This is a genomic window from Methylobacterium sp. Leaf85 (assembly GCF_001422125.1).
GTDB lineage: Bacteria > Pseudomonadota > Alphaproteobacteria > Rhizobiales > Beijerinckiaceae > Methylobacterium > Methylobacterium bullatum.
The window spans coordinates 213,044-236,228 of the sequence record NZ_LMME01000033.1 but is presented as its reverse complement, the minus strand read 5'-3'; the positions used below and the strand labels follow the sequence as shown (position 1 = coordinate 236,228).

Sequence of the window (23,185 nt, the reverse complement as noted above, 5' to 3'; positions counted from 1 at the left end):
CTCGACAGACGATAGGGTAGCCCCCTATATTACAAGGTACATTGAGAGGCCACCCATGGCGCACGCGATCAGAGACAAGTCGAAGCTCGTCGCGCGAGTGCGTCGGATCAAGGGACAGGCGGAAGCCGTCGAGCGGGCTTTGGAGACTGAGCTCGGTTGCGCGGAAGTTCTCATGCTGGTGGCCTCGATGCGCGGAGCCATCAACGGTCTCACCGTCGAGCTATTGGAAGACCAAATCCGCCATCATGTCGTGAACCCGGACTCCGAGCCGGATGCCAATCGGGCCAAGGGAGCGGCCGAACTCATCGACGTCCTACGGACCTACCTGAAATGATGGACGCCCCTCCATAACTCCACTGCCGGACCCGCGGCAGCGGAGACCGTGCCTGCCTAGGGTCTGGACTCGATCAGCACCAGGAGGCGATGACAGCGGCGAGCGCGACGGCAGAGGCATAGTTGCGGGCGAGTTTGTCGTAGCGGGTGGCGAGACGACGGAAGTCTTTGAGGCGGCAGAAGGTGGCCTCGACGTGCCAGCGCTCGCGATAGCGGCGCTTGTCGTGGTGGATCTTGCGTTTGCGGCTGCGTTTACCGGGAATGATGGGGGTGATGCCTTTTCCCGCAGATCGGCGCGCAGCCAGTCGGCGTCGTAGCCCTTGTCGGTGGTCAGGCGGCGGATACGGCCTGGGGCCTTGGCCAGCACGTCCGGGGCTGTACGGACGTCGCTGGCGTTGCCGGATGTCAGCAGGAGGACGCCGGGACGGCCGAGCACATCGGTGAGGGCGTGGATTTTGATCGTCTGGCCACCACGCGACGGGCCGATGGCCTGCGCTTTGCCCCCCCTTTACCGCCGCGGGCAGAGCTGTGCGCTTTGACGTAAGTGCTGTCGATGGCTGCCGCTTCGCCCGACCACCCGGCCTTGGCTAAGGCGGCCAGCATCGCCCGCCAGAACCCGCGCCGAGACCACCGGTTGAAGCGATTGTAGACCGTGGTGCGTGGACCGTACTCCGCCGGGCAATCCCGCCAGCGGCAGCCCGAGGTGAGCACATGCAGGATGCCCGAGATGATCTTCCGGTCGTCCTTGCGCTCGGGGCCGGGCTGGTTGACCGGCATGAACGGCTCGATCACCGCCCACTGATCATCCGAGAGCCAGAACAGGTCCGCCATCACCGCCTCCATGCTGAAAACCGCGACCGTGAATCACAAAACTGCAGCCGCAGCAATATCTTGGTCCGGTTCAGACCCTAGGTAGCCGGCTTCAATCCAGAGGTATGGTGCAGGGCTCCGGCTATCCAAGATTCGCCTCGTGCAGTGGCATGTTACGCAACCTCTAAATCGTCAATCGCGCGCGCCTTCAGTACGGGTTTCACTCTTGACGCACTGCAGGGCCAGGGCGCACTCACGCGCCGCCGGGGGCGGTGCGGGCTCGTGATTCATCACGCCGCACCTGTCTCGGCCCCCTCCCAACGAACTCCATGCCCAGCGACAGTCCCGTACGATCGCCCACGCCGTGCGCTACTGGTTTCCTGTCCGTCCCACGACGCTGAAGCTCTCAGGGCTTCACTCGGGGGGCGGTGCGGACCAGTCCACCCACGGCTGGATCGCGCCGCCACTTCGAGTGAAGCCCATGAACGAGATCGCTCCTTTCCCGACCGGTATCGATCCGGCCGTGCTCGCCGCCCGGCTGTCAGATGAGCGGTCCCCCGACATCGTCGAGGCCCTGAACAGGGAAGCGCCCGAGGCCGCCGCCGCGATCCTGCTGGGTCTGCCGCATGAGCGAGCGATCGAAGTCCTCGACCAGCCCGAACTCGACTGTGCCGCCGACATCGTCGAGATGCTGCCGCGTGACCGGGTGGCCTCCTTCCTGTCGGGCATGTCGGCCGACCGCATCACCGACATCTTCCGCGAGATCGAGGAGCCGGGACGCTCCGACCTTCGTGCGCGGCTCGATGCGGAGACGCGCGGCGCCATCGATCATCTGAGCGCCTACGGCGAGGAGACGGTCGGCTCGCTGATGACGACGGAATTCGTCGCCGTGCCGGGCAACTGGACGATCCAGCAGACCCTCGACCACATCCGTCAGGTGGAGGAGACGCGGGAGACGATCTACGCGATCTTCGTCCTCGATCCGCGCACGCGGGCCCTCACCAAGGCCGTACCACTGCGCCGCCTGATCTCGGGGAATCCAGAGGACAACGTCCTCTCGGTAGCCCCCGGACGACGCCCGCTCACCGTGTCGCCCACGGCCAGGCGCGAGGAAGCAGCGCGGCTGATCTCGAAATATGACCTTCTGGCGCTCCCCGTCATCGACGCGGTGGGGCATCTGATCGGCATCGTCACCGTCGACGACATGATCGACGCCATGGTGGAGAAGCAGACACAGGAGGTGCAGCGCTTCGGCGGCATGGAAGTCCTGCCGGAGCCCTACATGGATATCGGCTTCGGCACGATGATCCGGAAGCGCGCCGGCTGGCTCTGCGCCCTGTTCCTCGGCGAAATGATGACAGCCACCGCCATGCAGGGTTTCGAGGGCGAACTTGAGAAGGCCATCGTGCTGACCCTGTTCATCCCGCTCATCATGAGTTCGGGCGGCAATTCGGGCAGTCAGGCGACCTCTCTGCTGATCCGCGCCCTGGCGCTTCACGAGATTCGCCTGAGAGACTGGTGGCGGGTCGCCTTGCGCGAATTGCCCACCGGCCTGGTGCTCGGTGCCATCCTGGGCAGCATCGGCATCGTGCGGATCGTCATCTGGCAGAAGGCGGGGCTCTACGATTACGGCGAGCACTGGATGCTGGTGGCCGCCACCGTGGGGGCAGCCCTGGTCGGGATCGTGACGTTCGGTTCGCTCACCGGCTCAATGCTGCCCTTCCTGCTCCAGCGCCTCAAATTCGATCCCGCCACCGCCTCGGCCCCCTTCGTCGCCACTCTCGTCGATGTCACCGGACTGGTCATCTACTTCTCGGTGGCAATGCTGATCCTGCGGGGAACGCTGCTCTAGTGGTCTGAGTTAGAAGTTCTCTGACAGAAGCGTCCGACGCTTGCGAGGATCGCATCAGCGGGTTTGGTCCAGACGAAGGGCTTTGGATCGGCGTTACTAGTGGTCTGAGTTAGAAGTTCTCTGACAGAAGCGTCCGACGCTTGCGAGGATCGCATCAGCGGGTTTGGTCCAGACGAAGGGCTTTGGATCGGCGTTGGTTTGGTCGATGTAGGCGTGGATCGGAGCTTCGAGATCGCTGGTCTGTTGGAAGGCACCACGCTGCAGGCGTCGACGGGTGAGAAGGGCRAACCAACCCTCGACGAGATTGAGCCATGATGCGGACGTCGGCGTGAAATGAAGGTGCCAACGCGGACGCTTCACCAGCCAGTCGTGGATCAGCTTGGTTTTGTGGGTGGCCGCGTTGTCGAGCACGAGGTGCACGTCGAGATCGCCTGGGACGGCCGCCTCGATCTGATCGAGGAAGTCGCGGAACTCGATCGAACGATGCCGGCCTGTGCAATGGCCGATCACCGTCCCGGCCTGGACGTCGAGGGCGGCGAACAGGTCGGTCGTACCCTGGCGACGATAATCRTGAGTTCGGCGCTCCGGCTGGCCGGGCCGCATCGGCAGCACGGGGGSCGTGCCCGTCAGGGCTTGGATCTGCGGCTTCTCGTCGACGCACAGCACCACGGCACGATGCGGCGGAGCCATGTAGAGGCCGACCACRTCCCGGACCTTGTCGACGAAGGCGGGATCGGTCGAAAGCTTGAAGGTGTCGGTCTTGTGCGGCTGCAGCCCGAAGGCACGCCAGACCCGCGAGACCATGCTCTGGCTCATGCCGACCCGCCGGGCCATGGCGCGGGTCGACCAGTGGGTGGCGTTCTCTGGCTGGCTCTCCAGCGTGAGGGTGACCATCCCTTCGATGGCCGTGTCCGTGACGGCACGTGGCGCACCGGAGCGGGGCAGGTCGACGAGGCCGTCGAGGCGATGGGCGAGGAAACGGGCGCGCCACGTCGTGACGCTCATCCGGCTGACGCCGAGATCACGGGCAACACCACTGTTGGTCGATCCCGGCTCAGCGCAGGCCAGCACGATCCGCGCGCGCTGAGCCAAGGCTTGGCCGACATTGCGACGGCGGACGAGCCCCGCCAGGCGCGTGCGCTCGTCCTCAGTCAGATGGAGAGGAGCAGGTTTTGGACCACGGGCCATCGGGCACCTCCGTGCGGACATCCCCCACACGTAGGTGCAAACTCACAATCTGAAACCCCTCTTCCGATCTGTCCTCAGTCAGATGGAGAGGAGCAGGTTTTGGACCACGGGCCATCGGGCACCTCCGTGCGGACATCCCCCACACGTAGGTGCAAACTCACAATCTGAAACCRAACTTCTAACTCAGACCACTAGGCGACTTCCACGGCATCGTGCAGGCGGACGCCTTCTCGGGGTTCGGCCGGCTGTACGAGCCCGGCCGCAAGCCGGGTCCTATCCGCGAGGCAGCGTGCTGGGCCCATGCAAGACGCAAGTTCTTTGAGCTGGCCGATCTGAGACAAGCTCCGATCGCCATCGAGGCGGTGACGCGGATCGATGCGATCTTCGCCATCGAGCTCGCCGCCAACGGTCTTGCCCCCGATGAACGCTGCGCGCACCGCCAAGCCCGCTCGGCTGCCCTCGTCGCCGACCTAGAGGCTTGGCTGCGAGAGAACCGTGCCAAGCTCTCGGCCAAGGCTCCCACAGCCGCGGCGATCGATTACCTGCTCAAGCGCTGGACCGCCTTCACCCGGTTCCTCAACGACGGACGGATCTGCCTGTCGAACAATGCCGCCGAGCGCGGCATCCGTCCCATCCGTTGGGCCCCTGAAACTGGATCTTCGCCGGCTCTGATGCGGGCGACCATCGCACTGCTACCCTCTACACGCTGATCGAAACCGTCAAGCTCAATGGTATCGACCCGCAGGTCTGGCTCGCCGACGTGCTCGCGCGGCTACCCGACCATCCCGCCCGGCGCATCAACGATCTGCTGCCGTGGAACTGGACCCCGTCTCGGCTCCATCAGATCGCCGCCTGACACTCCGTCAGAACCACAACCGCGGCCCTCACCGAAGACGCGCGCTGAGACCCAATGGTCTGCTCTCTCGGTTTCGCCGCGACCCTGATCGGTTCAGCATCAAGATTGTGGGTTTTTCGTATACACAAGCGGCAAAGTTCGAGCGCGGTATCGGCCACGCGAGCGGCCAGAGACACGGTCGCCTCTAATCCGAAGAAGCATATTGCCGTTCGTCAATTTTGCTCTCTATAACTTCCCCATGGATATCCGTTGGTTCTCTGATGAGGTGCGGGCTTGCTCCGCCGAATGGCGCGCGACACTCGTGACCCCGGATGCATGGCAACAAGTCGGGCAAGCTGGGGCGGCTGGCGGCGAAGCCGAAGGGTTCTTTGTGCAATGCGGATCCGTTGACGGATATGCTAAAGACTCAGGGAATGCCTTCCGGGCCGCCCATGAGAAGATTGCTTCGGACCTAGCCTCCGACCTGGGTCTCCCGGTCCCACCACTGGTGCTATGGAACGATGGAACTGCTCGTCGGGCCGTCTCTCGGATCCCATTCAATGGTGCGTTCAAGTGGGAACAGGCGTGCCAAGCACCTAGCTCCGTTGCCAGGATGATGCCCGAGCTGACGCAGGCCGCTTCCGCAATGGTGGCCTTCGATAGTTGGGTCGGAAATGTCGATCGAATCAACGGGGGTAACATGATCGTATCCCTCGCGCTGCCTCGTGGTTTTGGGTGCGCTTATATCGATTACGCATTCTCATTGTCGCACGACTGGGGATGTGCGCCAGCAAACCCCATCTCTCAGCGCATAGGCCCATACCCTGAGAATGTCGCTGTCGATGGCACATTTCTTGGCGAGACCGTGGACGCAATCGAAAAATTGCCGTCAACCACGATCGAAGAAATTGTGCGTCGGATCCCCGACGCATTCATGGAAGAGCAGCGCCGAGAGAGCACTCTGGCAAACCTCGTTTCGAGACGCGGCCAGCTACGCAGTTCTTTAGGTCTGTAAGGAGAAACATCATGCCTGCAAAGGACACGGTCCACTTCTCATATGTCGAGTACCGGCCTAACCCAGCCCGTGCAGACGGTGCTGTCCCGCTTGGGCTCGTCATCGAATTCGTGCGGTCGGATGCATGGGTGGTCGGGCTTGCGATGCGATCCGAGTTTCCAAAAAGCCTCTTGGCAGCAATGGACCCATTGGCGCGCGAACTAGCCGACAGCCGTATCCAGCTGATGCGAGACGAAGTCGGCAAAGCCCGTGAGCTAGCTAAAGATCCAGGGGACGTTTTGCGGATCTTGGCCAGCGCGAACCCTTGGTCGCTGCACGTAAAGCCGCCATGCGAGTTTCAAGCTGATGCAAATGAAAAATACGACAGTTTCACGATTGAGAAAATCGCTGAAAAATACGTGCTGGAGCTCTATGCGAGGAAGCTCGCGCTACCTGCGCCGTCGCAGATAGAGGACGTTGAACGTACCCCGTCGTATGCGGTGATAGGGCATGCGCCGGTCGTCATGCCTGAAGCTCGAATATATGCAGATCATGCCCCTCAGGCGGACGTGCCTCCCGCTTGGATGCTTCCTCCTACGGTTTGGATAAATCCGAGAAGCGGGTCTGGCCGTTAACACTCGTTATAACGTAGCGAGTTAGGATCATGCCGATTGTGGCTGAGCTTCGCTTCAGTTCCGACAGGCGAAGCGGCGTTTCGAGACAAATCACATGACCATCCTTAAGGAAGGTCGTGTGATTTTCATCAACTCGGTCTTGCCCTCGGCGGCAGACCCGCTGCCTGCTTCGCGCGTCGGCTCGAGGTTCCTGCCAGTCGGGATACGATGCTGAGGACCGTGTGCCCCACGCCGTACGTCCGGTGGAGCGTCCGAGCGCGATCGGCATCGACGACTGGGCCTTCCGTCGGGGACAGCGCTCGGCATGCTGGTCTGCGACTCGGAATGGCGACGTGTCATCGTCCTGCTACCGGATTGGGAGAGTGGCACGGTCGAGACATAGCTCGCTGTTCACCCCGAGATCACCATCGTCGCCCATGACTGCGGCGGCGGTTATGGGGAAGCGACCGCGCGGGCTCTACTCCATGCCCTTGAAGTCGCCGATCGCTGGCATCTGATGAAGAATGCCAGCGCCGCCTTCCTCAACGCCGTGCGGAAGTCGATGGCCACCATCCGCATCGCCGTGGGAGCCACGACGTTCGATTCCGAACGGCTGACCTGCGCGGAGCGCCTTCAGTACGACGGCTATCTTCGGAGGGAAGCGACGGGCAAGGTGATCCTGGCTCTGTCGCGACAGGGCATGCCGATCAAGAAGATCGCCCAGACGACCGGACACCCCGATATACCTCCATTCCGGGCGGAGCGGTGTCGTGATTCCCTGATGATGTCGGCGTTTGGGAGGCTTGGACGGGTCAGCCAAGGTTCTTTGATCTGGATGAGCGCTATCGGCGTATGTCAGAGAACGGCGACCCGTTGGTGAAGCTCGCGGCCCTGGTCGACTTCGAGGCGTTCCGGCCGAAGCTGGCGACCGTACTGCAGCGATGATCCGATGGGTCGAAGGGTAGCCGCCCGCCCTACGACCCGGTGCTGATGCTCAAAATCCTGGTTCTGCAGACGCTCTACACGCTGTCGGACGACGCCACGGAATTCCAAATCCGGGCTAGGCTGTCGTTCATACACTTCCTCCGTCTTGGCTTCGAGGACGCCGTGCCTGATGCCAAGACGGTTTGGCTGTTCCGCGAGCACCTGACCTGGGCCGGCGCGATCAACGCGTTGTTTGCCGCCTTCGACGCTTGGCTGAAGGGCAAGGGCTATCTGGCAATGTCGGGCCAGATCATTGACGCCTCGATCATCGCGGCTCCGCGCCAGTGCAACACCGATGCGGAGAAGGTGGCTCTGAAGGAAAGCCGGATCCCGGACGCGTGGGTGGCCCAACCGAAGAAGCTCGCGCAAAAAGACAGGGATGCCCGCCGGACCCTGAAACGGGCCAAAGCGCGTTCGGCGAAGGCAGACGGGACGAAGGCCAAGGTCGAGATTGCCGTTCCGATGTCCGGCTACAAAACCCACGTCTTGATCGACCGCAAGCACGGGTTCGTCCGCCGCTTCACCGTCACCAGCGCGGCCGCCCACGACGGGGTGCAACTGGCGAACGTTCTCGATCCGGCCAACACGGCGAGCAACGCCTGGGTGGATACCGCCTACCGTTCAAAGACCAACGAAGCTCATCTCGCCAAACATGGCCGGCGCTCGAAGATCCACTTCCGGCGGCAGCCCGGCCACGACCTGACGCCGTCGCCGCGCAGGGACAGCGCCGCGTCGTGATCGTCATGTGCCAGCGCACGGTCCGGACCCTGACGTTCGTCGCTAAGCGGATGGCGTGGCCCTGGCCGAACAGCACGTCACCAAGGGCTCCAAGGTCTATGCCGACGAGGCGGCCCACTGTTTAGAGCTAGAGGCCAAGTTCCCCGACGCTGGCCGGATCAACCACTTCTAAGCCCATTCGGCTGACGGTATCAACACCAACCAAGCCGAGAGCATCTTCGCCCGCCTGCGCGGCATGGTGTCGGGTCAGCACCACTTCGTCACCGCCCGCTACCTTCACCAGTACGTCGCCGAAGCTGCTTGGAAGGTGGGCAACCGCCGCCTTCCGAACGGCATGGCCTTCGCTCCGACGATCCGGCTGACGATGGCATCGCCCGTCAGCCGCGCTCGGAAGGGATATTAGCAGCGACACGAAGCCTAAAAGCTTGAAAGAGAACAGGCATCGCCGCATAAATCGTGCTTAAACGATGCTGTTGTCGTCGATATCTAAGATCCAGTATAGAATAAGGACTTGTAGATCATAAAAAGAGAATGGGGAGAAACCTGCTTGTACTTCAGAAAGTGGCAAGTGGTCCTGGTATAGTCATCAGATAGGGTTATGCCCTGAGCCCGAAGTGAAGTCTGAGGTTCATAGAATTTGCAATACTGGAGCCCGATATCAAAAGCGATGTACTCATTCGCGTGACCAAACATAAGGTCGCGAAAATCAGCCTCTTTTTCTGAAAGATTGTACTCTATTCCGTCAGCTATGTTGACGGAATAATCAATGAAGTCGACGACTGGTCCCATGCGGCGAAGCCAGAAAGCCAAATGGCCAGCCCGCTTAAAATGGTCCAACCCCTCTTCAAGTTGATTTTCATTCTCTTCAACGCGCTCTAAATCCTTAGTCCATGCACCATGAACTTCGTCGAGCCGCGCACGCGATAGCTGCGGAATCAGATAGGCCGCGCTCAAAATTTCTTCTGAATATTCCGCAACAAACTGCGTAAATTCACCAACGTCGCTCTGCATGGCTTGCAGCCGACCCGCATTGATAAGCATCTCACTGACCGTTTTATTATTTGCGAAATGCGCGGGCCGGCTGACCAAATTATTGAGTCTTGCGACCGCCAATAAAGCCAGTCACTACAACCATCTGACGATCGCCCGCATCTGGGAGGTGGTTCTTAGGATACCCGTATCGCGGCCGCAAGCCCGCCTTGATTCGGGTATCGAGGCACCCTTCAATGAACACGGCGGGACGATTGCCCACCTCAGGCCGTCTCGCTTGCTCAGACATTCTACTCTCCCAGATACAGCAAAGCCGCCCGAGCTGGTACCCAGCGGCTGCAATTTAATTCCGATGCGATGTGCGTGTGCATCGCCGCTCGACTGTATGTCAAGCGGTTCTTAAACGAAACCCTCAGTCGAAAGTTTCATACGAGGAGTGCTTCGACTGAAGCTTCCAGGTCACGGTCTGGTCCTTGGACCAAAGTTCTTCAAGGCTCAAGGCATTCATTCGAAAGCGAAAAATACCAAAGCACGCCCACAGATTCAAACACGAAAAATTGTCATACGTCGTGTGGCAGATGGTCCGTTAGATCTCAAAGGCCATAGAATGGAGGCCGTCTGCGCTCTTCCATTATCGTCCGCTGGCTCTCCACACCTGCCCGTCCTTGGTCCGCCCCCTCGACCATGCGACTCGCGCGCATCTGTCTGAGCGCGCAGCCGACGCGGCGGGCTACGTCCGCCAATAGCCGCCGATCCCGACCGTCCTTGCCCTCTGTCTGGCAGACGAGAACCGCTAGCTTGCGGGCCGTCAGAGGCCTGTCCGCCTTCCGTATCTCTGCCAAGAGGTAGTCCCGCAGTTCGTTGCGGTAGAACAACACGATGCGGGCCGCGCGGGGCGTGGAGCCTACTAGTTCGCCCCGATACCCGCAGGCGTCTAGCACCCTATCTAGAGCCTCCATATCGCTGGAAAGGATCGCCATACGCTCGCGCAGTTCGGCGTTCTCTCGGCTTAGGTGTGCAGTCCCGCAGTGTGGTGGCATCAATTTAGCTGAGGCTGCCGTACATCGGGAGGCGTTATGGGACAGGTTCTTCCCGGCTGTGCCACGACTACGCACGCGGGGTCGCAGCACACGCAGAGTTGTTGGGTGAAATCCCCGAACTTAAATGGTCGCGACACACGCCTCGCGGTCCTGTCCCACGCGCCGAGCCGCCGGATCGAGCCGCGCGAAGCCCTTGACCTCAGTCTGGAGTTATTCTAATTAAGAACCACGCGGATGGCGGGGCTCGGTAGGCCTCCTGCCCCCTGAACCGGATCATTGGGAGAGACACATGGCACACATCACCAGCGCGGCCTGCGAGAGCTGCCGCTTCTTCGACGATCACAAGATCAATGGCGGTCAGTCGGCCGGCGACGAAGGTCTCTGCCGCTATAACCCGCCGGTGAGCCAGCCCGAGCCGAAGTCGCCGGGCCTGTGGCCGGTGGTGGCGTCCAAGGATTGGTGCGGTCACTTCACCTCCGACATGACGGCGGCCGAGTAAGCCAGCCTTCCTCGTCGGTGGCGGGATCGGGGCCGGTGCGTGAGCACCGGCCCTTTTTCATGCGGCATCTTCTTCGGCGAGACACGCCGACCCTCACGAAGAATTCTCTCGCGGCTTGCGCGAAATCCGTTAGGACGCCGTGAGCCGGTCATGATCCGGTCACGTTCGCATCCGAAGCCGGGGCCTTCAGACGAGGGGCGGCTCCCGCCACCGCGCGCTCGACCACGCGCCCCGGACGGGCGGACGGCATGGGCGCGGACAGCGGCGTTTCGGGGCGGGTTAAGGATGTTCTTGATGACGTATCGACCCATTTCGGCCGTGGCCGGGCGCCTCCTGGCGCCGGTGGCCGGTCTTGCGCTCAGCGCGATGTCCGGCCTCGCCATGGCTGCTCCGAACGATCCGAGCGGAACCTGGCTCACCGAGGACGGTCGGGCTCGCGTCCGTCTCGAGAAATGCGGCGCGAAGAACGATCACCTGTGCGGCTACGTCGTCTGGCTGAAGGTGCCGCTGAACGACAAGGGCCAGCCCCGGATCGACTTCAAGAACCCCGACCCGAAGAAGCAGGCCCGCCCTTCGCTCGGCCACCAGCTCGTCATGGGCATCAAGCCCAACGCCGAGAACCATTACGAAGGCAAGATCTACAACGCCGAGGACGGGTCGTTCTACGACGTGACGATCTGGAGCGAGAAGCCCGGCGAACTCACCGTGCGCGGCTGCATGCTGCGCTTCATGTGCATGTCGCAGGCCTGGACCAAGGTCACCGATACGGCGCCGGGACAGATCACCGGACCGACCAACGGCCCGGGCGGTCCCCGCTCCGATCCGGAATGGGCGCCCAAGCCCACGCCGGCCGCCACGGGGACCGGTGCCCCTGCCGCGCCCTCCACGAAACCGGCCGCGCCGGCACCGAAGCCGGCGGCCAAGCCCGCCGAGTAGGGTACCGGACCGCCCCGTTCGATCCGGGGCGGAGCTCGTCGGACCTCCCGGCGACCGCTTCGATCCCATCCCGCCTTGCCGGACCGGACGCGCGGTCTTCGACGACGACGCCAGCCATAAGTCCGCGACGATGCGCGCGTGGCGGGCGCGTCCCCCGCATTGAACCATCCCATTCCCATTCGGCCTCGGCCATCCGGTTCGACGTCGCCGAGGGCGTCTTCTCCGCGCCCGGTTCGACCGCTTCCACCGCCTGACCGTCCGCCACGACCGCCCGCCGAACCGGAGATCATCCGGATCGGACAGCTCCGTCAGCCGGTTCGAACGCCTCGCATCCGCGCCACGTCCAGGGACACGACCCGTCCAGTGGGGAACGACCGTACCGAGCCGGCTCATTCCGGTCGGCCGCTGTCGCAGACGGACAAACGTTGAGTGCGCCGCAGGCTCGACGTAAACTCTGCTTGTCAAAGGCACCGTTCGACCCCTGAATATGGGGAAATGGATGCACGATCATTGCGGAGACCCAGGTCGATCCATGACATTTAGCCTGAAAGCCCTCGTCGTCCTCGCAATGTCCGCAACGGTATCGGGGGAGGCCAAAGCATTCGATGCCGGCTTCTTCAAGGGGAGCCACGTTTGCGACGGCGTGTCGACGCTGGACGATTGGGAATTCAGACCCGAAGGCTCGGCTTTCGACGTCTTCTTTCGCAAGACGAACGCGTCTTCTTTCCAAAAGCTGGAATTGCTCGCTCAGGAAACGGAGGGTGGTCTCATCCTGGTGGACAGACGCGGCCGACCTTGGGTGGCGGTGCGATTCGGGCAGAACGGCGACAGCCTCCAGGGTCGCTGGCTCACCGGCCAGGGCAAGCCGCAGGCCGATTGCGAGCCGTTCACGCTCGCTCGGAGCGAGAGCGTGAAGGCACGGATCGATCGCCTCTTCGGCCTGCTCGGCGAGGCCCGTCCCTCCGTCGAAACGGCGCGGTCCGTCGCCGGGGAGCAGCAGACGCTTCCCCCCTTCGACCTGCTGCCGGACCTCGACCAGCAAGCCTATCGTCAACGCTACGCCGAGGCTGCGCCGACCTTCTGGAGGCGCTTCTACGATGCCGAGCGCAAGCGGCTCGCGGAGCTTCCCGTCGATCCGCCGGCCGCCCGCGCTCAGGTCGTCGAAGAGATGCGCGCGGCGACCAGCCCCGCTCTGGCGCCCGATGGGTCGCTCGACCGCAACGGGGCAGCCCGCCAGGCTGCCCTGGAGTTCCTGCGCATCGTCGCCGACCGCCTCGCGGCGAGCGGGCAACCGCTCGAGGCCCTGCCGGGGGATACCGTGTGCGAGCGAATCGCGACGTTCGGCTATCTCGACATCGAGCGGCTGGAATGGGCGGTCGGTCTGCCGGTCGAATACTGGGACCGTCCCTTCACGGAGGACCTCCTCCGGAAAGCCCAGTCCTGCAAGGACGGCAGGACCGTCGTCCGGCTGCTGTCTCAATCCTATCCCGACATCGAGAAGCGCCGGAAGGCCGCCCTCTGGCTGCGCGAGGAGCGGGAGCGCTTCCTCGCCCTTCCCCTGACTCTGACGTCGTTCCGTGAGACGAACGGGTTGCAGCTCGGCGGGGACGAACTCCGCCGAAACGGCGTGACGCGAATGGCCCATGACCGCTTCCTCGGAGCCCCGCTCGACCCCCGTCGCATCGAGATGGAGCAGGCCGCCGCTCGGGAGCTTCGGGAGGCGTTCGACGGCGAGAGCCTCAAGAGCCTCCCCCTCAACGAGGCTCGCTCGCAATGCGACCGGCTCGTCGGCACGCAATGGGGCAACGAGGCCCTGTCGCGCCTCTACAAGACCTGCACCGGAATCGCGGAAGACTACGTGGCGAAAAGCGTTCGGCAGGTCTTCCAGGAGCAGGCCGGGCGGATCGAGGCCGCACCGAAGACGTTCGCAGGGCTGGAGGCCAACGACTGGTTCCTGATGGGCACGGGCGATGTACGCGGGATCTATCCGCCGGCGGCCCTCGTGACGGAGTTCAACGGCAAGGTCGCCGAAGTCCGAGCCGAGGCCGTCCGCATGGCGACGGGCGAAGTCGACAAGGCCTTCGCGGCCGCCGATCCTCTATCGGACGCCCCGGCGTCGGGCATCCTGCAATGCGGGCGCGGCATGATTCCGTCGCATGAGAGTCTGAGGCCCCTCGTCCAGGCCTGCCAGGAGGGAAGCCGCGCCTTGGCTGCCCGGCGCGACGAGCTACGGTGCCAGGAAGCCCTCAAGGCGTCCGGCGGCGGCTCCGGCCTGCTGGAGGCCGCGCTCAGGCCGAAGGCCGCAGCGGGCAACAGCTTCCGGGTCCGTCAGCTCGTCTGCGAGGCGGCCAGGCAGAAGGTCACGGTCACCTTCCCCACCTCCGGCATGCTGTGGTGGTCCAAGCAATATGTCGAGGCGCGGCTCCCGGCCGAGAGAGGCCGCGACCAGGTCCGCGCCCTGCGCTGGCTCATCGAGCCGGTGGCCGAAGCGAAGGGCGAATGGGCGATCTCCAGGCTCGAATCCAAGACAGGGGAGGTGGCGCTGCCGTTCCCCGAAGACAGCCTGCTGCCCTGCCTCGCGCGGCAAAGCCTCTGCCGCTGACATCGAGCCGGCCTGCGCTGGCGGGGGTCTCGGATTCGGAGGGACGGTGGCGGGTCAGTTTGAAATTCGAGCCAGTTGACGAGGAGACGGACGCGCCTGCTTTTGTAGTAGGGTTACCGCAAACATTGGAGGCGACAGTGAGCGAAGCCGCACGACGTTTTTTTGAGGTCTGGTGCCACAAGCACCTTGATTACGCTGACAACCCAGCTGCGGCCGGAGGGACGCCGCCGGAGAAAGCGAGCGCACTGATTGCCGATGCCGCAGGTAGCGGCATTTCTCAAAGTGAACTGTCTGATGCGCTCGGGGGCAACATCCAGAGCGCTGTGTTCAATGAAATGATGGCCCGCTCAGACCTGTGGGCATCCTCCCAGAGGAGCGGGGACTTAAACTAGTAACGGCTGATAGGGGGCTCCCAAGCGCCCCCGCGATCTCAACCAGCTCGCCAAATTCATCGTGGATTTGCTAACTGGAGATGAAAACGAGACTCGACAACCTCAGGGTGCTGCCCCAGTTTATCCTGCAACTGAGTTCGCAAGAAGCGGCGGGTTGAGGGGAGGGCGAGCGCACGCTGACAAGCTGTCGGCAGAGGCGCGCTCGGCAATTGCCCGCAAAGCCGCCGCCAGTCGATGGCGGAAAAATGACGGCTGAAATTGTTATTATCAATCAGCAAGCTGTTGCCATGGCAGCTGACAGCGCGCTGACGATCGGTAAGCAGAGGGTTTGGAAACACGCCAACAAACTGTTTTCGGCTGGCCCGCAGCACGATGTCGGCATTATGATTTTCAATAGTGGGGATTTTTTAAGTATTCCCTGGGAAATAATTATTAAAGAATTCCGTAAGGAAGTATCGTCGCAGAATTTCGACAAGATTGACGATTTTGCCACGGCATTTATTGAGTACATCAAAAAAGACGAATTTGGAGACGATCACTTTGAGGAGCTGAGTTTTGGATTAATATTTAATGATATCATTGAATCTATTAGCAAATCCTTAGAATACTCGAATCGAGTAGAATATCAGATAGACCTACTTGCAACGATCAATTTGCAAACATCCGAGCTTGATGAGATTTTCGAACTATCTTGCCCATTCGATTATGCGGCTTTTAAATCTCACTATGGCCGCGTAATTGTTGATTTGGCCAAAAAGACGCTTCCATTTGGTTTTCACAAATATTTCAATGATAAACTTATTAGACTTTGCTTTGAACATATAAGACGGGAGTCTTCCTCGGAGTACTCAACAGGAATAGTCATTGCTGGTTATGGTAAAAAAGAACTCTTCCCAAGTGTCAAAAATATTTACATAGACGGTCGATCTTTGGGATTTACAAGAATATGGATGGGCGAGCCGCAGGTAGATCTCAACAAAAGCAGAAGCCAAAATGCAGCAATTATACCCTTTGCGCAAGTCGATATGGCAAGATTGTTTATGGAGGGCATATCAAATAAATATGTTCAATTCATAATCGAAACAATGGGCTCTGCACTACAGGCAAAAGCGCACGAAATCATTGAGAACTTCATCCCTGACAAAGGCACGCAAACTGTCGAAAAGCACCTGCAGGAAAAGCAGATCGAATCGATGCTGGCCGCATTTCAGGCAGAATTCTCTATGTATAGATCTGAATATTTTACAAAGCCGATCTTAGACACGATTCAGGCGCTGCCAAAGGAAGAAATGGCATACATGGCAAGGGCTATGGTTGAAATTACGGCTCTAAGGCGACGCTTTGCGTCGACGGTGGAAACAGTGGGCGGGGACATCGACGTCGCTGTAATATCTAAAAGTGATGGATTTATTTGGATACACAGGAAGCACTATTTCGATATTGACTCTAACCCCGATTTTATGCAAAGACGGCAAATCCTGAGAGGAGACTGAAATGCGCTATCATCGGAAAGCTACAGAGCCGGTGGTTGTCGGCAGAACTAAAGCGTCGCTACCGATTGAGGATAAGAGCGATGATATGCTCACTCCTTTGCAAGCCTCGCTTATTACAGTGGAGCGAATGATTGCGGCCGGTCAGTCACGCCGAAAGGCCGAATTGAAAAAATCGCAGAATGCTTGAACGTTAAGCGTTAAGGGGCATATCGATGGGGGCGATGAACGAGTTCTTCGCTTCCGACCGCGCGCATACTGCACCTTCTGTGTGAGGGTAATTCGATCTTCGCTGTTACACGACTGACATGAGTCAGCAAGAACACAATCTCCAAACTGCTGGTGGACGCCGGCAAAGCCTGCGCCGCCTACCACGACGAGCACGTCCGCAACGTTCAGGCAAGGCAGGCCCTGATCAATAAAAGCTGGAGCTTCACCTACGCCAAGAAAAAGAACGTAGTGGCCGCTGTGGTGGCACTGGGCGGTACTGGCGACACATGGACGTGGCCAGCCATAGACGCCGACAGCAAGCTCGTCCTGTCTTACTTGATCGGCGGTCGTGACAGGATGAGTGTGCAGCTGTCTAGTTTTCAAAATTGCTAATAGCGCCTTTTACATCGAGAAGGGCATGCTCTCCAAGAAATTTAATCAATATCGTTTCAATTTTTAAGCACAGTTCCGGATCGTGTATTCTTAAAAACGCGCCTCTCATAATGAGCGGTTGTTTGAACAAGAAACGCGTTTGGGGATATTTTACACGAGCCCGAATGTTAGCTTTCGACATTCCGACATAGACCAGCCGATCTGTAGTGTCGTAAATAATGTATAACCCGCCAGCTTGAGGGATGACCTGAAGATCGCTAGGCGTAAAATCCAACCATGACAACCCAAAGACTGCTACAGCCTTCCTCTCGATTTGTATTTCTACTTCAGCAGGAATAAACTCATTTAGAGCCTGCGCGAGCTTAGCTCTTGTCTCATTCCTAGGAGACTGGTTTTTAAAATTTACGATGTTCCATATGCCCGCGCATGATATGCCGGTTCGAGCCACCAACTCGGGTATCAATACCTTTTGTTTGTGCATATTGCCTTTTAGCCAATCATTAAAATTTGATTTTTCCATAAATCATATCATCTTAAGGAAGCTCCTTCAAAGACACGTCGTCCCACGATACGGTCATTTTGATACTTCGGCGTTCTTACGTTGCCCGTTTAGTAACAGCCAGCCCGTGTGTCATTATTTTCAAACTGACTCACTACTAAGTAGACAGACCTCTTGACGCCGCCTCACTCCACCAGCGCGGCGTAGGTCAGCACCCGCAATTCCCGTCTGATCGGCAGGGCCGAGGAAGGGATGAGCTGGGCCAGCATCACCACGGCGAGGTCTTCGGCCGGGTCGATCCAGAACGAGGTGCTGGCCAAGCCGCCCCAGGCGACCTCGCCGGGGGTGCCGACGATCTGGGCCCGCGCCGGGTCGAGCATGACCGAGAATCCGAGCCCGAAGCCGATTCCGGTATAGGAGGATTCGGAGAAGCGCGGCTGGCCCATCGAGGCGAGGTCGCCGCCCAGATGGTTCATCAGCATCAGCTCCACCGTCTTGCGGCCCAGGAGCCGCACGCCGTCGAGGGTGCCGCGCCCGAGGATGAAGCGGCAGAAGCGCATGTAGTCCGACGCGGTCGAGACGAGGCCGCCCCCGCCGGAGGCGATCGCGGGTTTTGAGGCGAAGCGGCTTCCCACCGCATCGTCGTAGAGCTTGAGGCTGCGGTCGCGGAACAGGCTGTAATTGGCCGCCAGCCGGGAGACCTTGTCGGCGGGCACGTGGAAATCCGTGTCGACCATGCCGAGCGGGTCGATCACCCTCGTCTTCAGGAAATCGCCGAACTCCTGGCCCGAGACCACCGCGACGAGGTGGCCGAGGAGGTCGGTGGCGACGCTGTAGTTCCACTCCGCTCCGGGCTGGGCGAGGAGGGGCTGGCGCGCCAGCCGGGCGACCACCTCGGCGAGGCTCGCATCCTGGTTTTCGCCGAAATCGACGCCGTTCTGCCGGTAGAGCGCATCGACGAGGGTCGCCTCCATGAAGCCGTAGGTGAAGCCCGCCGTATGGGTGAGGCAGTCGCGGATGGTGATCGGGCGCTCGGCCGGCACGGTCTCGGCCTTCACCCGGTTGCCGCCGGTGAAAACCCGCATGTCGGTAAATTCGGGCAGGAAGCGGGTGATCGGGTCGTCGAGCTGGAAGCGCCCCTCCTCGTAGAGCATCATCACCGCCACCGAGGTCAGCGGCTTCGTCATCGAGTAGATGCGGGTGATCGTATCGGCGGCAAAGGGCGTCGCGCGGGCGATGTCGGCGAGACCATGGGCGCGGAAGAAGGCGGTCTGCCCGCGCCGCGACAGCATCACCGAGAGGCCGGCGAGCTTGCCCTCGGCCACCAGCCTGCGCATCCAGCCATCGACCCGCTCGAGCCGCTCGGGGCAGAGGCCGAGGGTTTTGGGGTCGGTGACGGGCAAGTCCTGAACCGGGGTGTCCTGCATGCGCGCCTCTCCGTCTTCACCGCCCTCGGGCGGCCGTCTCGTCGAACCTGAGCCCGGCCTTTAGAGCATCGTTCGGCGCCATGGGTACCGGTATTTGCCGGCTGTCGGTCGAACGCCGAAGAGCCGTCGCATGGCGCATCGAAGGGCCGTCGCGTAACGCATCGAAAGCGCGGTCCATGGCGCTCACCAGCCCATGCTGCCCGGCCCGCCCTTGAACGGGCCGACGATCTCCGGCGTGATCCAGCCGCCATAAAAGCCGCCGGGCTGCGGCTCGACTCTCACGTCATCGACGAAACAGGCCTCCATCGCCCCGGCATAAAAGGCGACGAAGCCGGCAATGGCCATAAAATCCGGTGTGGGTGCCGGGTAGGCCCAGGCCGCGCCCGGTGCCCGATGGCCGCCGGCCACGACATCGAAGAGGACGGCGCGGCCCTTCCATTCGCAGATCCCCGCCATGGTGGGCGGCCCGAGCACGCCGTCGGCCACATCGCCGGGGGGCAGGTAATAGGTCGGCGGGTGGCTGGTCTCCAGCACGCGGTACCCGGCCACCGTGTCGGCGACGGTGGCACCGGCGAAGACCACGCGCAGGCGCCGGGCCACGCGCTCCAACCGAGGCGGCCGGGGATAATCCCACACGCTTTCCTGGCCGGGACCGAAGGGCAGGGGGGTCGGGTGCATCGGAATCATCCAATTTCTAATTTTTATCAAGGGTTTGCCGGGAGAACACCCTCCCGGAAACGGGAGACCGTTTTCGCGGCGGGGGCCGGCACGGAGGCGATATTCGAGACGCGGCGTTTGCGCGTGGCGCGGGCCATGCTAGCCCGGCTCGCGACGCGGACGATAGACATTCGGCCGCTCCGATGGATCGGCCGTCTCGGTGAGCCGGCCATCCCGAACCAGATGCCCTGGGACACTGCCTGTGACGGATTTCGCCCTCTTTCTCGATTTCGACGGCACCCTGGTGGAGATCGCTCCGCGACCCGACCAGGTGGTGGTGCCCCAAGAGCTCGCGCCCGCGCTCCTGCGCTTGCGGGACCGGCTCGGCGGGGCGCTCGCCATCGTCACCGGCCGCCCCATCGCGGTGATCGACGACTTCCTCTCGCCCGCCAGGTTCGATGTCGCCGGGCTTCACGGGGTCGAGCGGCGGGTCGACGGGGTGGTGTCGGGAGGCAGCGCCGAGGATCATCCCGCCCTGCGCGCCCGCATCGCGGGGTTGAAGGACGCCGTGCGCGACCTCGAATCCGTGCTGATCGAGGACAAAGGCGCTTCCGTCGCGGTGCATTGGCGCCTCGCCACGCCCACCGACGCCGCGAAGGCCGAGGAGGCCGTGAAGGCGGCCGCTTCCGATCTCGGCGCCGATTACCGGCTGCAGCTGGGCAAGGCGGTCGGCGAGATCGTCCCGGCCTCGGCCACCAAGGGCCATGCCATCCGCGCCCTGTCCGAGGCGCCGCCCTATGCCGGCCGCCGCGCGATGTTCCTGGGCGACGACCTCACCGACGAGAAGGCCTTCGCCGTGGTCAACGAGGAGGGCGGGGTCAGCGTCCGCATCGGCGGCAGCGACACCATCGCCACGCGGCGCCTCACCGATCCCGATGCGGTGCGCGCGCTGATCTATGCCTGGGCCGACGGCGCGCCGATCGACCCCGACGCCCTGCCGCCCGCCTGAGGGCGCGACCGGCCGCGATCCCGCATCGGGGCCGGTGCCGCAGACCTGACTGTGACGCCCCGCACCCGCCTCGAGGGCGGGAGAGATGTGAAACCCCGGATTCCAGCGCGAAGGACAACCGCACGCATGTTCGAGTTCCCGGTCCTCGTCGGCGATATCGGCGGCACCAATGCCCGCTTCGCACTCGTGCCGGAGGCGGGCGCCGGGGCGGAGATCGTCGGCCATGTCCCGACCAACGCCTTCCCCGACCCGAGCGCCGCGATCCGCTCCGTTCTCGAAAAGTATGACGGACCGGCCCCGCGCTCGACGATCCTGGCGGTCGCCGCCCGGATCGATGGCCCCGCCGTCCGTCTCACCAATGCGAACTGGATCATCGAAGGCGCGCGGATCGGCGGGGATTTCGGCCTCTCGCGGGCGGTGGTCGTCAACGATTACGTCCCCGTCGCCGCCGGCGCCGTGGATATCGCCCCCACCGACCTGACGCCGATCGGCCCTTATCGCGATGGCGGGCTGAAGGGCGACCAGGGGACGAGGCTCGTCCTCGGCCCCGGAACCGGGTTCGGCGCAGCGGCCGTGATCGCTTACGCGGATCATCTCGCCATCGTCTCCACGGAGGCCGGCCATGTGGATTTCGGCCCCGCCGATGCGGCCGAGGAGGAGATCTGGCGGCATGTTGAGCGTATCGAGGGGCGGGTGACGGTGGAGGCGCTACTCTCGGGACCCGGCCTCGCACGGCTCTACAAGGCGATCCATCTCGCGCGAACCGGGCGGGAGGCGGCGGATGCCGAGCCCGCCAAGGTGACCGATACGGGTATCGACGGCAGCGACCCGGTTGCGGCCGAGGCCGTCACCCTGTTCGCCAAACTGCTCGGACGGGTCTGCGGCGACCTCGCCCTGACCTTCCTCGCCACGGGCGGCGTCTATATCGGCGGCGGCATCGCCCCGCGGATCCTGCCCATCCTGAAGAAGGGCGATTTCCGGCGGTCCTTCGAGCACAAGCCGCCCTTCGTCACGCAGATGGAGGCGATCCCCACCAGCGTGATCTCGGTTCAGGACCCGGCCTTTTCCGGTCTCGCCGCCCTGGCCAACCGGCCAGGGGTGTTCGTCTATCACGGGCAAGTCTGGACCAAGGACTGAACCGGGCGGCTACTCGTCCGAGTCGTTGTCGACGTTCTGCTCCGCCTCGTCGTAGGTGTAGCCTTCGAGCCAGTCGGCGCTGTTCTGCGATCCGGCGGGGTAGGGGTTGGACCCATCCGGCTGGCCCGCGATCTTGGCGGCCTTGCCCTCTTCCATTACGGTCTTCGAGACGTAGCCCATCGGTCGATTCCTCCGCGCCGGCGCAATACCGGCCGCCACCGAGCAAGATGAGCGGGCGCCCGCAATTTCAAGGGCGCGGCGTCGTCAGATGCCGTCCCCCGCCACTTCGCGGGCCACGGCCCGCCGACCGATGTCCCGGCGGCAGAAGCCCTCGGGCCAGTCGATCCGCGACACCGCCGCATAGGCGCGGGCCTGGGCCTCCATCATGCTGTCGCCAATGGCCGTCACCGCCAGCACCCGGCCGCCATCGGCGACGATGCGGCCATTCTCCGCCCGCGTGCCGGCCTGGAACACGATGACCGCGTTGCTGGCGCCGGCTTCGGCGATCCCCCGGATCGTCGAACCGCGCATCACCGCGCCGGGGTAACCGGCCGCCGCCATCACCACGGTCAGGGCCGCGCGATGCGCGTCGAATTGCAGCGCGATGCCGGTGACGTCGCCCTCGCAGGCGGCGAGCAGGGCCGGCACCAGATCGGAGGCGAGACGGGGCATCAGCACCTGCGCCTCGGGGTCGCCGAAGCGGGTGTTGTACTCGATGAGCTTCGGGCCATCGGCCGTCAGCATCAGGCCGGCATAGAGGATGCCGGTGAAGGGCGTCCCGCGCTCCCGCATCCCGGCGAGCGTCGGGGCGATGATCGTGTCCATCACCTCCCGTTCGAGGGCGGGCGTCAGGATGGTGGCCGGGGAATAGGCGCCCATGCCACCGGTATTCGGGCCGCGATCCCCGTCGAACACGCGCTTATGGTCCTGCGCCGTCCCGATCGGCACCGCGTTCGTGCCGTCGCAGAGGGCGAAGAAGCTCGCCTCCTCCCCGAACAGGCATTCCTCGATGACGATCTCGGCGCCCGGCTCGCCGAGCATGGAGCGGACCGCGCTCTCGGCCTGCTCCAGGGTCTCCGCCACCACGACGCCCTTGCCGGCGGCGAGCCCATCGGCCTTCACCACGATGGGCGCACCGGATTGCGCCAGGTAGGCGAGGGCGGCGTCCCGCTCGGTGAAGCGGGCGAAGGCGGCGGTCGGGATGCCGCGCTCGGCGCAGAGATCCTTGGTGAAGCCCTTCGAGCCTTCGAGCTGCGCCGCCGCCCTCGTCGGCCCGAAGGCGCGGATGCCCGCCGCCTGGAGATCGTCCACGAGGCCCGCCACGAGGGGCGCCTCGGGCCCGACCACCACGAGGCCGATCTCGGCGGTCTCACAGAACCGCCTCACCGCCTCATGGTCGGTGACCGCGAGATCGGGACGGTTCTCGCCGTATTCGGCCGTACCCGGATTGCCCGGGGCCGTGAACAGGCGGGAGCAGAGCGGGCTCTTGGCGATGGCGTAAGCCAGGGCATGTTCGCGTCCGCCGGAGCCGATGAGGAGGATGTTCATAAGTCACG

General features: G+C 62.7%; 20 protein-coding genes and 5 pseudogenes. 17 read left to right on the top strand and 8 right to left on the bottom strand.

Annotated elements, in window-relative coordinates:
• The first annotated feature begins 55 nt into the window (after window positions 1-55).
• Window positions 56-334: a metal/formaldehyde-sensitive transcriptional repressor gene (locus ASF08_RS20830; RefSeq protein WP_056149120.1), complete on the top strand. Its 279-nt coding sequence runs from the start codon at window positions 56-58 to the stop codon at window positions 332-334.
• A 73-nt stretch (window positions 335-407) separates the two neighbouring features.
• Here ASF08_RS20830 and ASF08_RS24360 read toward each other — a convergent pair.
• Window positions 408-1,164, bottom strand: a pseudogene (locus ASF08_RS24360) (IS5 family transposase).
• A 460-nt stretch (window positions 1,165-1,624) separates the two neighbouring features.
• Between ASF08_RS24360 and mgtE the strand changes: the two are divergent.
• On the top strand, window positions 1,625-2,995 hold the full coding sequence (mgtE, locus tag ASF08_RS20820) for a magnesium transporter (protein WP_056149118.1): 1,371 nt from the start codon (window positions 1,625-1,627) through the stop codon (window positions 2,993-2,995).
• Between the two features lie 96 nt (window positions 2,996-3,091).
• Here mgtE and ASF08_RS20815 read toward each other — a convergent pair whose 3' ends face one another.
• Complete coding sequence (locus tag ASF08_RS20815; RefSeq protein ID WP_056149116.1) at window positions 3,092-4,183, bottom strand: IS630 family transposase; 1,092 nt, start codon at window positions 4,181-4,183, stop codon at window positions 3,092-3,094.
• Between the two features lie 191 nt (window positions 4,184-4,374).
• Between ASF08_RS20815 and tnpC the strand changes: the two are divergent.
• The 6 genes and pseudogenes from tnpC to ASF08_RS26260 form a co-directional block, all read left to right on the top strand.
• Window positions 4,375-5,039: pseudogene (gene tnpC, locus ASF08_RS20810) on the top strand (IS66 family transposase); the annotation flags it as partial.
• A 202-nt stretch (window positions 5,040-5,241) separates the two neighbouring features.
• A complete protein-coding gene (locus ASF08_RS25075) occupies window positions 5,242-6,033 on the top strand; it encodes a hypothetical protein (RefSeq protein WP_156629672.1) in 792 nt (263 codons plus the stop codon).
• Between the two features lie 11 nt (window positions 6,034-6,044).
• Complete coding sequence (locus ASF08_RS25070; RefSeq protein ID WP_156629671.1) at window positions 6,045-6,647, top strand: hypothetical protein; 603 nt, start codon at window positions 6,045-6,047, stop codon at window positions 6,645-6,647.
• 126 nt (window positions 6,648-6,773) lie between these two features.
• Window positions 6,774-7,362: pseudogene (locus tag ASF08_RS24355) on the top strand (transposase); the annotation flags it as partial.
• 230 nt (window positions 7,363-7,592) lie between these two features.
• A pseudogene (locus ASF08_RS20800) lies at window positions 7,593-8,348 on the top strand (IS5 family transposase); the annotation flags it as partial.
• 235 nt (window positions 8,349-8,583) lie between these two features.
• On the top strand, window positions 8,584-8,751 hold the full coding sequence (locus ASF08_RS26260; RefSeq protein WP_443136830.1) for a hypothetical protein: 168 nt from the start codon (window positions 8,584-8,586) through the stop codon (window positions 8,749-8,751).
• A gap of 83 nt (window positions 8,752-8,834) precedes the next feature.
• On the opposite strand, the gene ASF08_RS20795 is transcribed toward ASF08_RS26260, so the two are convergent.
• Window positions 8,835-9,389: a hypothetical protein gene (locus tag ASF08_RS20795; protein ID WP_162238980.1), complete on the bottom strand. Its 555-nt coding sequence runs from the start codon at window positions 9,387-9,389 to the stop codon at window positions 8,835-8,837.
• Between the two features lie 1,278 nt (window positions 9,390-10,667).
• Here ASF08_RS20795 and ASF08_RS20785 point away from each other — a divergent pair.
• The 7 genes and pseudogenes from ASF08_RS20785 to ASF08_RS25050 all read left to right on the top strand — a co-directional run.
• The gene (locus ASF08_RS20785; protein ID WP_018043143.1) at window positions 10,668-10,877 is read left to right on the top strand and encodes a hypothetical protein; all 210 of its coding nucleotides are present in this window, start codon (window positions 10,668-10,670) and stop codon (window positions 10,875-10,877) included.
• A 294-nt stretch (window positions 10,878-11,171) separates the two neighbouring features.
• Complete coding sequence (locus ASF08_RS20780; protein WP_056149106.1) at window positions 11,172-11,813, top strand: DUF2147 domain-containing protein; 642 nt, start codon at window positions 11,172-11,174, stop codon at window positions 11,811-11,813.
• Between the two features lie 532 nt (window positions 11,814-12,345).
• Window positions 12,346-14,415, top strand: a complete 2,070-nt coding sequence (locus ASF08_RS20775) for a hypothetical protein (RefSeq protein ID WP_244474594.1) — start codon at window positions 12,346-12,348, stop codon at window positions 14,413-14,415.
• A gap of 137 nt (window positions 14,416-14,552) precedes the next feature.
• Window positions 14,553-14,807 carry a hypothetical protein gene (locus tag ASF08_RS25065; RefSeq protein ID WP_156629670.1) on the top strand — a complete coding sequence of 85 codons (255 nt, stop codon included), beginning with the start codon at window positions 14,553-14,555 and terminating at the stop codon, window positions 14,805-14,807.
• Window positions 14,808-15,052: 245 nt separating this feature from the next.
• On the top strand, window positions 15,053-16,300 hold the full coding sequence (locus ASF08_RS25060) for a hypothetical protein (RefSeq protein ID WP_156629669.1): 1,248 nt from the start codon (window positions 15,053-15,055) through the stop codon (window positions 16,298-16,300).
• A 1-nt stretch (window position 16,301) separates the two neighbouring features.
• Window positions 16,302-16,487 (top strand): hypothetical protein, encoded by a 186-nt coding sequence (locus ASF08_RS25055; protein WP_156629668.1) that lies wholly within the window; start codon window positions 16,302-16,304, stop codon window positions 16,485-16,487.
• Window positions 16,488-16,552: 65 nt separating this feature from the next.
• Window positions 16,553-16,861, top strand: a pseudogene (locus tag ASF08_RS25050) (IS1 family transposase); the annotation flags it as partial.
• A 19-nt stretch (window positions 16,862-16,880) separates the two neighbouring features.
• Here ASF08_RS25050 and ASF08_RS24340 read toward each other — a convergent pair.
• The 3 genes from ASF08_RS24340 to ASF08_RS20755 form a co-directional block, all read right to left on the bottom strand.
• Window positions 16,881-17,420 (bottom strand): hypothetical protein, encoded by a 540-nt coding sequence (locus ASF08_RS24340; protein ID WP_082473299.1) that lies wholly within the window; start codon window positions 17,418-17,420, stop codon window positions 16,881-16,883.
• A gap of 164 nt (window positions 17,421-17,584) precedes the next feature.
• Window positions 17,585-18,826 carry a serine hydrolase domain-containing protein gene (locus ASF08_RS20760; RefSeq protein ID WP_244474593.1) on the bottom strand — a complete coding sequence of 414 codons (1,242 nt, stop codon included), beginning with the start codon at window positions 18,824-18,826 and terminating at the stop codon, window positions 17,585-17,587.
• A gap of 183 nt (window positions 18,827-19,009) precedes the next feature.
• Window positions 19,010-19,504, bottom strand: coding sequence for a DUF427 domain-containing protein (locus tag ASF08_RS20755; protein WP_056149243.1), 495 nt, complete (start codon window positions 19,502-19,504; stop codon window positions 19,010-19,012).
• A gap of 241 nt (window positions 19,505-19,745) precedes the next feature.
• Here ASF08_RS20755 and otsB point away from each other — a divergent pair, with 241 nt between their 5' ends.
• Together otsB and ASF08_RS20745 are read left to right on the top strand one after the other, a co-directional pair.
• Window positions 19,746-20,492 (top strand): trehalose-phosphatase, encoded by a 747-nt coding sequence (otsB, locus tag ASF08_RS20750; RefSeq protein WP_056149100.1) that lies wholly within the window; start codon window positions 19,746-19,748, stop codon window positions 20,490-20,492.
• Window positions 20,493-20,618: 126 nt separating this feature from the next.
• Window positions 20,619-21,629: a glucokinase gene (locus tag ASF08_RS20745; protein WP_056149098.1), complete on the top strand. Its 1,011-nt coding sequence runs from the start codon at window positions 20,619-20,621 to the stop codon at window positions 21,627-21,629.
• A gap of 9 nt (window positions 21,630-21,638) precedes the next feature.
• On the opposite strand, the gene ASF08_RS25425 is transcribed toward ASF08_RS20745, so the two are convergent.
• Window positions 21,639-21,809 carry a hypothetical protein gene (locus ASF08_RS25425; RefSeq protein ID WP_018043150.1) on the bottom strand — a complete coding sequence of 57 codons (171 nt, stop codon included), beginning with the start codon at window positions 21,807-21,809 and terminating at the stop codon, window positions 21,639-21,641.
• A gap of 84 nt (window positions 21,810-21,893) precedes the next feature.
• Window positions 21,894-23,177 (bottom strand): phosphoribosylamine--glycine ligase, encoded by a 1,284-nt coding sequence (gene purD, locus ASF08_RS20740; RefSeq protein ID WP_056149096.1) that lies wholly within the window; start codon window positions 23,175-23,177, stop codon window positions 21,894-21,896.
• Between the last annotated feature and the right edge of the window lie 8 nt (window positions 23,178-23,185).

What these genes read in the sequence shown, in the direction of transcription:
- ASF08_RS20745 (WP_056149098.1), top strand. Translation starts at nt 20,619, where the DNA reads ATGTTCGAGTTCCCGGTCCTCGTCGGCGATATCGGCGGCACCAATGCC.
- mgtE (WP_056149118.1), top strand. Translation starts at nt 1,625, where the DNA reads ATGAACGAGATCGCTCCTTTCCCGACCGGTATCGATCCGGCCGTGCTC.
- ASF08_RS20755 (WP_056149243.1), bottom strand. Translation starts at nt 19,504, where the DNA reads ATGCACCCGACCCCCCTGCCCTTCGGTCCCGGCCAGGAAAGCGTGTGG.
- ASF08_RS20785 (WP_018043143.1), top strand. Translation starts at nt 10,668, where the DNA reads ATGGCACACATCACCAGCGCGGCCTGCGAGAGCTGCCGCTTCTTCGAC.
- purD (WP_056149096.1), bottom strand. Translation starts at nt 23,177, where the DNA reads ATGAACATCCTCCTCATCGGCTCCGGCGGACGCGAACATGCCCTGGCT.
- ASF08_RS25060 (WP_156629669.1), top strand. Translation starts at nt 15,053, where the DNA reads ATGACGGCTGAAATTGTTATTATCAATCAGCAAGCTGTTGCCATGGCA.
- ASF08_RS20775 (WP_244474594.1), top strand. Translation starts at nt 12,346, where the DNA reads ATGACATTTAGCCTGAAAGCCCTCGTCGTCCTCGCAATGTCCGCAACG.
- ASF08_RS26260 (WP_443136830.1), top strand. Translation starts at nt 8,584, where the DNA reads ATGGTGTCGGGTCAGCACCACTTCGTCACCGCCCGCTACCTTCACCAG.
- ASF08_RS25070 (WP_156629671.1), top strand. Translation starts at nt 6,045, where the DNA reads ATGCCTGCAAAGGACACGGTCCACTTCTCATATGTCGAGTACCGGCCT.
- ASF08_RS20780 (WP_056149106.1), top strand. Translation starts at nt 11,172, where the DNA reads ATGACGTATCGACCCATTTCGGCCGTGGCCGGGCGCCTCCTGGCGCCG.
- ASF08_RS20760 (WP_244474593.1), bottom strand. Translation starts at nt 18,826, where the DNA reads ATGCAGGACACCCCGGTTCAGGACTTGCCCGTCACCGACCCCAAAACC.
- ASF08_RS25055 (WP_156629668.1), top strand. Translation starts at nt 16,302, where the DNA reads ATGCGCTATCATCGGAAAGCTACAGAGCCGGTGGTTGTCGGCAGAACT.
- ASF08_RS20795 (WP_162238980.1), bottom strand. Translation starts at nt 9,389, where the DNA reads ATGCTTATCAATGCGGGTCGGCTGCAAGCCATGCAGAGCGACGTTGGT.
- ASF08_RS20830 (WP_056149120.1), top strand. Translation starts at nt 56, where the DNA reads ATGGCGCACGCGATCAGAGACAAGTCGAAGCTCGTCGCGCGAGTGCGT.
- ASF08_RS24340 (WP_082473299.1), bottom strand. Translation starts at nt 17,420, where the DNA reads ATGGAAAAATCAAATTTTAATGATTGGCTAAAAGGCAATATGCACAAA.
- ASF08_RS25425 (WP_018043150.1), bottom strand. Translation starts at nt 21,809, where the DNA reads ATGGGCTACGTCTCGAAGACCGTAATGGAAGAGGGCAAGGCCGCCAAG.